This window comes from Flavobacterium sp. (genome assembly GCF_043756175.1).
Classification (GTDB): Bacteria; Bacteroidota; Bacteroidia; order Flavobacteriales; family Flavobacteriaceae; genus Flavobacterium.
The window spans coordinates 21,295-34,645 of the sequence record NZ_JAYURN010000053.1; the positions used below are offsets into that span (position 1 = coordinate 21,295).

At 34.3% G+C, this 13,351-nt stretch carries 9 protein-coding genes; 7 read left to right on the forward strand and 2 right to left on the reverse strand.

The window, feature by feature from the left end:
• Window positions 1-2 precede the first annotated feature (2 nt).
• The 7 genes from glmS to ACH2BP_RS03250 all read left to right on the forward strand — a co-directional run bounded on the left by glmS (window position 3) and on the right by ACH2BP_RS03250 (window position 10,481).
• Window positions 3-1,850 carry a glutamine--fructose-6-phosphate transaminase (isomerizing) gene (gene glmS, locus ACH2BP_RS03220; protein WP_395056949.1) on the forward strand — a complete coding sequence of 616 codons (1,848 nt, stop codon included), beginning with the start codon at window positions 3-5 and terminating at the stop codon, window positions 1,848-1,850.
• Window positions 1,851-2,155: 305 nt separating this feature from the next.
• Complete coding sequence (locus tag ACH2BP_RS03225; RefSeq protein ID WP_395056951.1) at window positions 2,156-4,963, forward strand: TonB-dependent receptor domain-containing protein; 2,808 nt, start codon at window positions 2,156-2,158, stop codon at window positions 4,961-4,963.
• A 29-nt stretch (window positions 4,964-4,992) separates the two neighbouring features.
• Window positions 4,993-6,438 carry an SGNH/GDSL hydrolase family protein gene (locus ACH2BP_RS03230; RefSeq protein ID WP_395056953.1) on the forward strand — a complete coding sequence of 482 codons (1,446 nt, stop codon included), beginning with the start codon at window positions 4,993-4,995 and terminating at the stop codon, window positions 6,436-6,438.
• 203 nt (window positions 6,439-6,641) lie between these two features.
• Window positions 6,642-8,153, forward strand: a complete 1,512-nt coding sequence (gene atpD / locus ACH2BP_RS03235; protein WP_395056955.1) for a F0F1 ATP synthase subunit beta — start codon at window positions 6,642-6,644, stop codon at window positions 8,151-8,153.
• Between the two features lie 51 nt (window positions 8,154-8,204).
• The gene (locus tag ACH2BP_RS03240; protein ID WP_395047225.1) at window positions 8,205-8,486 is read left to right on the forward strand and encodes a F0F1 ATP synthase subunit epsilon; all 282 of its coding nucleotides are present in this window, start codon (window positions 8,205-8,207) and stop codon (window positions 8,484-8,486) included.
• Window positions 8,487-8,806: 320 nt separating this feature from the next.
• Window positions 8,807-9,283, forward strand: a complete 477-nt coding sequence (locus ACH2BP_RS03245; protein WP_395056957.1) for a hypothetical protein — start codon at window positions 8,807-8,809, stop codon at window positions 9,281-9,283.
• A gap of 46 nt (window positions 9,284-9,329) precedes the next feature.
• Complete coding sequence (locus ACH2BP_RS03250) at window positions 9,330-10,481, forward strand: aminotransferase class I/II-fold pyridoxal phosphate-dependent enzyme (protein WP_395056959.1); 1,152 nt, start codon at window positions 9,330-9,332, stop codon at window positions 10,479-10,481.
• Window positions 10,482-10,561: 80 nt separating this feature from the next.
• Here ACH2BP_RS03250 and ACH2BP_RS03255 read toward each other — a convergent pair whose 3' ends face one another.
• Together ACH2BP_RS03255 and ACH2BP_RS03260 are read right to left on the reverse strand one after the other, a co-directional pair.
• Window positions 10,562-11,326 carry a succinate dehydrogenase/fumarate reductase iron-sulfur subunit gene (locus ACH2BP_RS03255; RefSeq protein WP_395056961.1) on the reverse strand — a complete coding sequence of 255 codons (765 nt, stop codon included), beginning with the start codon at window positions 11,324-11,326 and terminating at the stop codon, window positions 10,562-10,564.
• 6 nt (window positions 11,327-11,332) lie between these two features.
• A complete protein-coding gene (locus ACH2BP_RS03260) occupies window positions 11,333-13,342 on the reverse strand; it encodes a fumarate reductase/succinate dehydrogenase flavoprotein subunit (protein WP_395056963.1) in 2,010 nt (669 codons plus the stop codon).
• Between the last annotated feature and the right edge of the window lie 9 nt (window positions 13,343-13,351).

The window sequence follows — 13,351 nt, forward strand, 5'->3', positions numbered from 1 at the left end:
TTATGTGTGGAATTGTTGGATATATAGGTCACAGAGAAGCTTACCCAATCGTAATAAAAGGACTTAAACGTCTAGAATATAGAGGTTACGATAGTGCTGGTATTGTACTTTATGACGGTAAAGATTTAAAATTATCTAAAACCAAAGGTAAGGTTTCGGATCTAGAGGAAAAATCATCAAAAGAAATCTCTACTAACGGAACAATAGGAATGGGTCACACACGTTGGGCGACACATGGTGTTCCTAATGATGTAAACTCGCATCCACACTTATCAAATTCAGGAAATCTTGCTATAATTCATAACGGAATTATCGAAAATTATGAGCCGTTAAAAAAAGAATTAATCAATAGAGGTTATACTTTCAAATCAGATACTGATACCGAAGTATTAGTAAATCTTATTGAAGATGTACAAAAAAAAGACAATCTTAAATTAGGGAAAGCAGTTCAAATAGCTTTAAACCAAGTGATAGGAGCTTATGCTATTTGTGTTTTCGACAAACAAAAACCAGACGAAATTGTGGTTGCCCGTTTGGGAAGCCCATTAGCAATAGGAATAGGTAAAGACGAGTTTTTTATCGCTTCAGATGCAACGCCGTTTATCGAATATACTTCGAACGCAATTTATTTAGAAGACGAAGAAATGGCTATCGTGCGTTTGAATAAACCATTGAAGATTCGTAAAATAAAAGACGATTCTCTTGTAGATCCATATATTCAGGAGCTTCAAATGAATTTGGAACAAATCGAAAAAGGAGGTTACGATCATTTTATGATGAAAGAAATCTATGAGCAACCTAATGTTATCAAAGATACTTACCGTGGTCGTCTTCATGCCAATGAAGGACTAATTAGAATGGCAGGAATAGAAGATAATATCGATAAATTTACCAATGCAAAACGTATTGTAATAATCGCTTGCGGAACGTCATGGCACGCAGGATTAGTTGCCGAATATATTTTTGAAGAATTCGCTCGTATTCCGGTTGAAGTTGAATATGCTTCAGAATTCAGATATCGAAATCCAATTATAGATAAAGATGATGTTATTATTGCAATCTCTCAATCGGGAGAAACAGCAGATACACTTGCTGCAATAAAATTAGCTAAAGAAAAAGGAGCTTTTGTTTTTGGAGTATGTAACGTCGTAGGTTCATCAATCTCTAGAGAAACCCACGCTGGAGCTTATACTCATGCTGGACCAGAAATTGGAGTAGCCTCTACAAAAGCTTTTACCACACAAATCACTGTTCTAACAATGATTGCCTTGCGTTTGGCTAAAGCAAAAGGAACTTTATCAAACTCAGATTTTCATAGATACTTACAGGAATTAGAAATTATTCCTGAAAAAGTTGCCGAAGCGCTTAAAACGAATGACAAAGCCAAAGAAATTGCATCAGTTTTCAAAGACGCTACAAATTTCTTATATTTAGGAAGAGGTTACAACTTCCCGGTAGCTTTAGAAGGAGCTTTGAAGCTTAAGGAAATTTCATACATTCATGCGGAAGGCTATCCAGCTGCCGAAATGAAACATGGGCCAATTGCGCTAATAGACGAACAGATGCCAGTAGTCGTAATTGCTCCTAAACAAGGGCATTATGATAAGGTGGTGAGCAATATTCAAGAAATTAAATCAAGAAGTGGAAAAATTATTGCTATTGTGACCAAAGGCGATACGCAAGTCCGCGATTTAGCCGATTATGTTATCGAAATTCCAGATGCTGCCGATGCGATGTCTCCTTTATTAACTACAATTCCATTGCAATTATTATCATATCATATTGCTGTTATGAGAGAGTGTAATGTAGACCAACCAAGGAATTTAGCGAAGTCTGTTACTGTAGAATAGCTAAAAAAGAACATATATTTTTATTAAAAGTGAGATTTTATCTCACTTTTTTTATGCAATTCATTTATTATTTTCAACCCCTTTTTTTTAAATTATTATAGGTATAATCAACTTTATTATGTGCGCATAGTATTTTTTATATATATAAACGTTAAAATTATGATAAAAACTTAAAAAATTAAAGATTCATAAAATAAAAATAATCGATAAACTGTGAAATTGTTCCTAAAATTTTTACCAATCTTTTCATTTGGTAATAAAAATATTTGTATTTTGGCTTTCTAAACCAATAAAAATCAAAACGAATGAGAATCTACTTTATTATTTTGTCATTGTTTTTTTGCGGACTTTCGTTTGCGCAAAATTCAATTTCAGGAACAGTTACAGATGTTAACAATCAGCCCATTCCCGGAGCTAATGTTAAAGTTGTAGGAAGTTCTACAGGAACATCGGCGGGTTTCGACGGGAAATTCTTGCTTAAGAACCAGAATTCTTTTCCTTTTTCTATCGAAGTTTCAATGATGGGCTTTACAAGTCAAACAGTTGTTGTAAATTCAAAAGAGCAAGAAATTGTCGTGACTTTATCAGAAGAAGCAACTTCTCTAAACGAGATTGTTGTATCTGCATCTAGAACTCCAGAGAGAATTCTAGAATCGCCAGTTACTATCGAAAGAATGGGGCTAAAAGACATTAAAAACACAACTGCGCCTTCGTTTTACGAAGGGTTAGAAAATCTGAAGGATGTGCATTTTAATACGAGTAGTTTTAATTTCAAATCAGTAAACACACGTGGTTTTGCGACTATTGCAAATACTCGTTTTATGCAGTTAGTTGATGGTATGGACAACTCTTCGCCGGCTCTTAACTTCGCACTTGGAAATTTATTAGGAGTTTCTGATATCGATGTTGCTAATGTTGAGGTTCTACCAGGAGCATCTTCTGCATTATATGGTGCAAATGCATTCAATGGGATTATGTTTATGAATAGTAGAAGTCCTTTCGTTAAAGAAGGAATTTCAACTTACATGAAATACGGACAAACATCTCAAACAGCAGCAGGAAATAATCCTTTTTACGATTTCGGATTTAGAGCTGCTAAAAAATTTACAGAACATTTTGCTGCAAAAGGGAATTTCTCTTATTTAGGTGCTAAAGAATGGATTGCTTCAGATGATAGAAACGTTTCTAATGGAGCTGTAGATAACGGAGGAATAGGGCATGCAAACAATCAAAACTATGATGGAGTAAATTTATATGGTGATGAGGTTTCTGTTTTTGTTCCAAATGTAGGACAAGTAAGTAGAACAGGTTATAGAGAACAAGATTTAACTGACAATAAGATTGAAAGTGTAAAAGCAGATTTCTCTTTACACTTTAAGCCTTGGGCAAATGATTTCGAAATTATTTTGCAACACAAATTAGGTTTTGGTAACACGGTTTATCAAGGAGCTAACAGATATGCACTTAAAAACTTCTACATGGATCAAACTAAATTAGAAGTAAAAGGGAAAAATTTCTTCGCGAGAGTCTACAGAACAGCTGAAGATGCAGGAGATTCTTATGACACACGTTTCGCTGCTTGGAATGTAAATAGAGCAGCAAAATCAGATGCAGAATGGTTTACAAACTATGCAACTGCATTTCAACTTTCAGGTGCTGTTTTGGGAACTAATGCGCAACAATCTGCTGCAAATGCAAGGAATTATGCTGATTATAATATCAAGCCATCTGGTTTGCCTTTTTTACCTACTCCCACAGGAAGTCCAAGATTTGAACCAGGATCTGCGCAATTTAATCAAGCATTAAGTACAATTGTAAAAGATGCAGACTTCACAAAAGGTGCTAAGTTTCAAGATAATTCTAAATTATATCATGCTGACGTAAATTATAATTTCAAAGATTTAGTAAAATTTGCTGAAATTCAAGTAGGTGGTTCAGGAAGACAATACGAAATGAATTCTAAAGGATCTATTTTTACAGATTATGATGGTCCTATTAAATATAATGAATACGGAGTTTATACGCAAGTTCAAAAGAAATTTATGGAGGACAGATTAAAATTCACAGGATCTGTACGTTATGATAAATCTAAAAACTTTGACGGGAATTTCTCTCCAAGAGTATCTTTTACTTACGGAGCTGGAGCAAAAAAACAACACAATCTTAGAGCTTCTTATCAAACAGGTTTCCGTAACCCAACAACACAAGACCAATACATTGGTTTAGATTTAGGGCCATTTGCCTTAATTGGTTCTGCGCCTGAAAACTTAACAAGATATGTTGAAACTAGAAGTGTAAGTGCTGCAGGCCAACTTTTAGGAAATGCAGCAACTGTTACAATGACAGGAGAGAATGCTTACAATAATGCCTATACTGCGGATTCATATAAAACATTTGCGGCTGCTAGAGCAGCAGGCACTCCATTAGCAACGGCTTCTTCATTACTTGTTGTGGCAAGTCCTACTTTAGTTAAGCCAGAAAGAGTACAAGCGATAGAATTAGGATACCGCACAATGGTTAAAGATTTTTCTGTAGATCTTAATGGGTATTATAATACTTATAACGATTTCTTAAGTCAAACTAATACAATTGCTCCTTTGTACGGAACAGCTGGTGCATCTGATGGCGCAACAGCATTAGACAATGGAGATAGAAGAACATACCAAGTTTATACAAACTCTAAAGCACAAGTAAAATCATTAGGATTAGGTGCTGGTTTGTCTAGAAAAGTATATAAAAACTTCGAATTAGGAGGTAGTTATAACTATTCTCAATTTGATTTTGATCAGTCAAGTGACCCAAGTTTTGAAGCAGGTTTCAATACGCCTAAACACAGAGCAAAAGCTAGTTTTGGTAATGATAAATTATTCAAAAACTTTGGTTTTAATACAAACGTAAGATGGAATAGCGAATACTTATGGCAATCATCATTTATAGATGGTATGGTTCCAGAAAATGTAGTATTTGATGCACAAGTAAATTATGCAATACCATTCTTGAAATCAGTTATCAAAGTTGGTGGCGCTAATTTAGGTGGTAAGGATTATATACAAGTATTAGGAGCTGGAGCAATCGGGCAACAATACTATGCTTCTTGGACAATTAATCCTTAATAAAATATAATAACTTTATGATAAGAATTATGAAAAAAAATATAAAATGGTTACTGTTGGCTTCTTTAAGCTTTGTAGCATGTAATAAAAGTGATGATACTGTTACAGAAGCTCCTGTAACTGCAGGTTCAGCTGATTTCTCTAAATACGTAGCATTAGGAGATTCCTTTGCTGCGGGTTATAGTGATGGTGCTCTGTTTAAAAAAGGGCAACAAAATTCTTATCCAAATATACTTGCTGTACAATTTAGTCAAGTAGGAGGCGGGGCTTTTAACACACCTTTTTGTGGTGATGACAATAAAGGAGGTTTGTTATTTAGTGGAACTACAATACAAGGAACAAGATTGTATTTTAATGGAGCTGCTCCAGTACCAGTAGCTGGTCCAGTTGTAACAGAAGTGCTTAATCATTTATCTGGAACATTTAATAATTTAGGAGTACCTGGTGCAAAAAGTTACCATTTGCTAGCTGCCGGTTACGGTAATGCAATGGGTGTTCCGGCGGGATTAGCAAGCCCTTATTTTTCTAGATTTTCTTCTTCTGCAAGTACAACAGTATTAGCAGATGCATTATCTCAAAATCCAACTTTCTTTTCTTTATGGATTGGAGGAAATGATGTTTTAGGATATGCAACTGGTGGTGGTGTAACCACCACGGAATCGCCTTCAACAGGTAATAATATCACTTCAAATGCAACTTTTGATGGTGCATACAACGCTTTGGCTACTCAATTAGCTGCAGGAGGAAAAAAAGGTGTAGTTGCAAATTTACCATACGTAAGTTCATTGCCATATTTTACAAGAGTTCCTTATAATCCAGTAACTCTTAACGCTGCTCAAGTTGCTCAATTAAACTCGGGTTTTGCGACGTATAATGGAGGATTAACATATGCTGTGGCTAATTTAGGATTATCACAAGCAGAAGCAGATAGAAGAAAAGTTGTTTTTGTTGTGGGTAAAAATCCTGTAATTATCGTTGATAATTATTTAACGAATCTTACTGGATATAGCATTCCTTCATATAGACCAGCAACTACTGCGGATTTATTAGTATTACCAGCAAGTTCATTTATTGGTACTTTGGTAGGAGGAAATCCTGCGGCTATCAATGGAGTTAGTGTTCCATTAGCTGATAAATGGGTTTTATCTAAAGATGAAGCGGCTGAAATTAAAGTGGCTACAGATCATTACAATGAAACAATTGCTTCTGCTGCTGCAGCAAATGGTTTGGCATTTGTTGATGCTAAAGCAATTATGGATCAATTAGTAAACGGAGGAGTTCGTTTTGGTAATTACCACATGTCTGCTACTTATGTTACAGGCGGGGCTTTTTCTTTAGATGGTGTTCACCCAGGTGCTAGAGGCTATGCGCTTATTGCTAATAAATTTGCAGAAGCGATTAATGCTAAATACGGTTCTACACTTAAAGCTGTAGATTTAGGAAATTATCAAATACAATATCCTGCTTCTTTGTAATAAAAAGCAAATAGATATCAAAACCATCAACGAAAGTTGATGGTTTTTTTATTTTAAATAATATGTATTGAAAAACGAATTCAAAAAGAGATTAAAAAACATAAAAAAAATATTGATTTTATATTTTAAAAAATTATCTTTGCACTCTGAAAATAGACATATTTTCAACAAACCTAAATAGCTATTTAATAAATACATAAGCAATGTCAAAAGTAATAGGAAAAGTTTCGCAAATCATCGGTCCAGTTGTAGACGTAGTATTCAACGGTAAAGATGTTGAGCTTCCAAAAATTTATGATTCATTAGAAATCACTAAGAAAGACGGTACTTTATTAGTACTTGAAGTACAATCTCATATCGGAGAAAATACAGTTCGTACCATTTCTATGGACTCTACTGATGGTTTAAGTAGGGGTTATGAAGTTGTTGGGACTGGAAATCCAATCAAAATGCCAATTGGAGCTGATGTTTACGGACGTTTGTTCAATGTAATTGGAGATGCAATTGATGGTTTAGGAAATTTACCAAAAGATGGTGACAATGGAATGTCTATTCACCGTCAAGCGCCAAGATTTGAAGATTTATCTACTTCTTCTGAAGTTTTATTTACAGGTATTAAAGTAATCGATTTAATTGAGCCTTACTCAAAAGGAGGAAAAATTGGATTGTTCGGTGGTGCTGGAGTTGGTAAAACAGTATTGATCCAGGAATTGATTAACAATATCGCAAAAGGTCACGGTGGACTTTCTGTATTCGCAGGAGTAGGAGAAAGAACACGTGAAGGAAATGACTTACTTCGTGAGATGTTAGAGTCAGGAATTATAAAATATGGTGAAGATTTCATGCACTCTATGGAAAATGGAGGATGGGATTTATCTAAAGTTGATATGCCAGGAATGAGAGAGTCTAAAGCTACTTTCGTTTTCGGACAAATGAATGAGCCACCTGGAGCTCGTGCTCGTGTAGCACTTTCAGGATTGTCAATTGCGGAATATTTCCGTGATGGTGCAGGTTCAGACCAAGGTAAAGACGTTCTTTTCTTCGTTGATAATATCTTCCGTTTTACACAAGCGGGTTCTGAGGTTTCGGCACTTTTAGGTCGTATGCCATCTGCAGTTGGTTACCAACCAACATTAGCTACCGAAATGGGAGCGATGCAAGAGCGTATTACATCTACAAATAAAGGATCTATTACATCTGTTCAAGCGGTTTACGTTCCTGCGGATGATTTAACTGACCCGGCACCAGCTACAACATTTGCTCACTTAGATGCTACAACAGTATTGTCTCGTAAAATTGCTGAATTAGGTATTTATCCAGCGGTTGACCCGTTAGATTCTACTTCTCGTATATTAACACCTCAAATTTTAGGTGATGAGCATTATGACTGTGCACAAAGAGTAAAAGAAATTCTTCAAAAATACAAACAATTGCAAGATATTATCGCGATTCTAGGTATGGAAGAATTATCTGAAGAAGATAAATTATCAGTTTCTCGTGCAAGACGTGTACAAAGATTTTTATCTCAACCTTTCCACGTTGCTGAGCAATTTACAGGATTGAAAGGAGTTTTAGTTGATATCAAAGATACTATCAAAGGATTTAATATGATTATTGATGGTGAATTAGATCACTTGCCAGAAGCAGCTTTCAACCTTAAAGGAACTATTGAAGACGCTATCGAAGCTGGAGAAAAAATGTTAGCAGAAGCATAATTCAATTAACAATTGACAATTTAAATAATTATCAATTTTCAATTATAGTAAATGATTTTAGAAATAGTATCACCAGAAGCATCATTATTTAAAGGAGAAATCACTTCAATTTCTGTTCCAGGAGTTGATGGTAGTTTCGAAATGTTAAATAATCACGCACCAATAGTTTCGTTACTTCAAAAAGGTATTGTAAGAATTACTGCGCCAAGTTTCAAGTTTAGCAAAGAATCTAAGGATTTGTTTACTAAAGTAAATGATCAGAATTATACACTTGCTATTTCGTCAGGAACTCTCGAAATGAAAGATAATAAAGTAATTGTTTTAGCCGACTAAAACAATTTCAAAATAAAAGTAAAAGCCAAGCATTTATTGTTTGGCTTTTTTTATTTTTGATGTGGATTGAATCAGAAAAAATTAATGTTATTTAGTGTTTGAATTTATTGGTATAAAAGATATGTAGTTTGTCATTTTGAGGAACGAAGAATCTCATTATTACTTATAGTTATGAGATTCTTCGTTCCTCAGAATGACAATATTTGTCAATAATATTCCATATTTTTTAAAGATTAAGCGTATAAATTTAGTTTTTTCTAAAATTTTAAACTTAAATTACCTTTCAATTTTAAAGACATTCAAACTAAGACCATCAAATTATGAAAACAAAAATACTTAGCGTTCTATTCGGAATTGTATTGTGTTGCTTTTTGGGTAGCTTCAATAAACAAAAAACTTCTGGAACATTATTACTAACCAATGCCAAAACCAATAAAAGTATTAATGTTTGCGAAAAAAATTCTGTTCAAAAAATTGAAGCAGTTTTAGGAGGCGCTATTTCATTAAACAAAGAACTTCCTGATGACAAAGAAGAGCCTGTTTTTACTTTTAGCTACGATGGTTTGACAATCGAAATGCAAAATGATAAGATTATAGAAGTTATTATTTCTAATAAAAAATGGAAATTAAACACTTTGTCAATTGGAATAACACCACAGCAAATGTCACCTATATTTGAAAGAAGTGAATTTGATTATTTGGGCAATCCTCGTTTTAAAGTAAAAGATTCTAAAGTTATTTTATTTACAGAAATCGATAAAACCAATAAAGTAAAAAGAATAAGAGCTCTCTTTTAAGGATTTTAAATAGTTCGTCACTCAATTAAGTTTTATCTTTGTTTGCATGAAAATTTTACCAAAATCACTTTTAATTAAACTAGAACTACGTGAGCAAAACAATGCTTTGCGAAGTTTGCCATTAATTTATAATTTAATAGATTTTACTTCTAATGATTATTTAGGATTAGCTCATTCTGAATTTATTTTTGATAAAACACACCAATTTTTACTCGATAGAAATATTAAAATAAATGGAGCAACTGGTTCTAGATTGCTTTCAGGAAACCATCATTTATATTCAGAAACAGAAGAACTTATTGCCCGTTTTCATCAATCAGAATCGGCTTTAATTTTCAATTCTGGGTATGATGCCAATATTGGCTTTTTTAGCGCTGTGCCGCAACGAAATGATGTCATTTTGTACGACGAATTGTGTCATGCTTCTATTCGCGACGGAATTCAATTATCCAATGCAAAATCTTATAAATTTAAACACAATTATTCTGAAGATTTAGATAAATTGATTTTAAAATATAAAACCGAACTTGTCGAAGTTTATATTGTTACCGAATCTGTTTTTTCTATGGATGGCGATTGTCCGAACTTAGAAGAATTAGCAATAATATCCGAGAAATACAACTGCAATTTAATTATTGATGAAGCACATGCTTTAGGTATTTTTGGAGATAAAGGACAAGGATTAGTACAACAATTACAATTGCAAAATAAAGTGTTTGCTAGAATTATGACTTTCGGGAAAGGATTGGGTTGTCATGGAGCAGCTATTTTAGGAAGCCAGAATTTAAAAGAGTATTTGGTTAATTTTGCACGTAGTTTTATTTATACGACAGGACTTTCACCACATTCTGTTGCTACAATTTTAGTAGCTTATCAAGAACTGGAAGCCAATACTATACAAATTGATAAACTTCGAGAGAACATTATTCACTTTAATCAAGAAAAGCAAATATTAGGATTGAAACCAATGTTTGTTAGAAGTAAATCGGCAATACAATCTGCTATTATTTCTGGAAACCAAAAAGTAAAAAATATTGCTAAACAAATTCAAGAAAAAGGATTTGATGTGAAAGCAATACTTTCGCCAACAGTTCCTGAAGGTCAAGAACGATTGCGAATTTGTTTGCACAGTTATAACACTAAAGAAGAAATATCGGAAGTGTTGCGTTTGTTAAGTAATTATGTGTTTAACTTTTAAGTCACGGATTCTAATTTTCTGATAATAAAAAAACGCATTCATTTATTTGAATGCGTTTTCCTTTTTCTTGTATATAGCTATTATCCTTTCAAACTTGCAGATAAATATTCTCTGTTCATTCTTGCAATGTTTTCTAAAGAAATTCCTTTAGGGCATTCTACTTCACAAGCTCCTGTATTTGTACAGTTTCCAAAACCTTCCTCGTCCATTTGACGAACCATGTTAAGTACTCGAGTTGTAGCTTCTACTTTTCCTTGTGGTAATAAGGCATATTGAGATACTTTTGCTCCAACAAATAACATCGCTGAACCATTTTTACAAGACGCTACACAAGCACCACAACCAATACAAGCGGCTGCCATAAATGAATTGTCAGCATCGTCTTTATTAATTGGGGTTGCATTTGCATCGATAGTATTTCCTGATGTATTTACAGATACGAATCCACCTGCTTGTTGAATTCTGTCGAAAGCACTTCTGTCAACCACTAGATCTTTTACAACTGGAAACGCTTTAGATCGCCAAGGTTCGATAAAGATTGTATCTCCATCGTTAAATTTCCTCATGTGTAATTGACAAGTTGTTGTTCCTGTATCTGGTCCGTGGGCTCTACCATTAATGTAAAGTGAACACATTCCGCATATTCCTTCACGGCAATCGTGATCGAATGCTACTGGCTCCTTCTTTCCACTAATTAGTTGCTCGTTTAATTGATCGAGCATTTCTAAAAATGAACTTGCTGTAGAAACATTATCTAATTTATAAGTTTCCATGCTGCCTTTTGCTTTGGCATTTTTCTGACGCCAAATTTTAAGGTTTATATTGATATTTTTTGCTGCACTCATAATTTTTTATTTGTAATTTCTAGCTGCGATTTTAATAAACTCGTATTTCAATTCTTCTTTGTTAAGAATTTCTTTGCTGATATCGTAACCCATATATTCCCAGGCACTAACGAAAGAGAAGTTTTCATCATCACGAAGTGTTTCTCCTTCAGCATCTTGATATTCTTCACGGAAATGTCCTCCACAAGATTCTTTTCTTTGTAAAGCATCCATTGCCATTAGTTGACCTAAATCGATAAAGTCGGCAACACGAAGTGCTTTTTCTAATTCTTGATTTAATTCGTCTGCACTTCCAGGAACATAAACATCTTTATAGAATTCTTCTTTTAATGCGGCAATTTCAGAAATAGCTTCTTTTAAACCAGCTTCATTTCTTCCCATTCCTACTTTATTCCACATAATTAACCCCAAACGTTTGTGAAAATGATCTACAGTTTTAGAGCCATTGTTGTTTAAGAATTTATTAATAGAATCTTTAACTCTATTTTCTGCTTCCACAAATTCTGGAGAATCTGTAGAGATTTTTCCAGTTCTAATTTCATCTGCTAAATAGTTAGAAACTGTATAAGGTAACACGAAATAACCATCGGCCAAACCTTGCATTAATGCTGAAGCTCCCAGTCTGTTTGCTCCATGATCAGAGAAGTTTGCTTCTCCTGCTACGAAACAACCTGGAATCGTAGACTGTAAGTTATAATCTACCCAAACACCACCCATTGTATAATGAACTGCTGGATAAATTTTCATTGGTGTTTCGTAAGGATTTTCGTCAGTAATTTTTTGGTACATGGTAAATAAGTTACCATATTTTTGCTCTAACCACTGTTTTCCTAATTTGGTAACTTCTTCATCTGTAGGATGATGATTTCCTTTTGCAAAAGCAGTTTGACGACCTTTACTTTGAATTTCTGAAGAGAAATCTAAATAAACACCTTCATTGGTATCGTTAGCTTCTATTCCGTGACCTTCGTCACATACTTCTTTTGCTGCTCTTGAAGCAACATCACGGGGTACTAAGTTTCCAAAAGCTGGGTATTTTCTTTCTAAGTAGTAATCTCTATCTTCTTCGCTTAGTTGTGTTGGTTTTAGTTTTCCTTCACGAATGGCTTGTGCATCTTCTTTTTTCTTTGGAACCCATATGCGTCCAGAATTTCTTAACGATTCTGACATTAAAGTCAATTTCGCTTGATTCGTTCCGTGTACGGGAATACAAGTTGGATGAATTTGTACATAGCAAGGATTTGCGAAAGCTGCTCCTTGTTTGTGAATTTTCCAGCCAGCCGTAACGTTACTTCCCATTGCGTTTGTAGAAAGAAAATATACATTTCCGTAACCTCCAGTTGCAATGATAACAGCATGAGCCGAATGCCTTTCTATTTCTCCTGTAACTAAATTACGTGCAATAATTCCACGTGCTTTTCCGTCTATCTTTACTAAATCTAGCATTTCGTGACGATTAAACATTTCTACATTTCCCTGACCTATTTGTCTTGATAATGAAGAGTAAGCACCTAAAAGTAATTGTTGCCCTGTTTGTCCTGCGGCATAAAAAGTACGTTGTACTTGTGTACCACCAAAAGAACGATTGTCTAAGTTTCCTCCGTAATCACGAGCAAAAGGAACTCCTTGAGCCACACATTGGTCGATAATATTTCCAGAAACTTCGGCTAAACGGTGCACGTTTGCTTCACGAGCTCTATAATCTCCACCTTTGATGGTGTCATAAAATAATCTGTAAGTACTATCTCCATCATTTTGATAATTTTTAGCAGCATTAATCCCTCCTTGAGCTGCAATTGAGTGTGCACGACGAGGTGAGTCTTGGAAACAAAATGCTTTTACATTATATCCCATTTCTGCTAATGATGCAGCTGCAGACGATCCAGCAAGCCCTGTTCCTACAACAATAATATCAATTTTTGGTCTATTGTTTGGGGCAACAAGTTTAAGATGATCTTTATGATTTGTCCATTTCTCTGAAATAGAACCTTCTGGTATTTTTGAATCTAACTTCATAATTAGCTA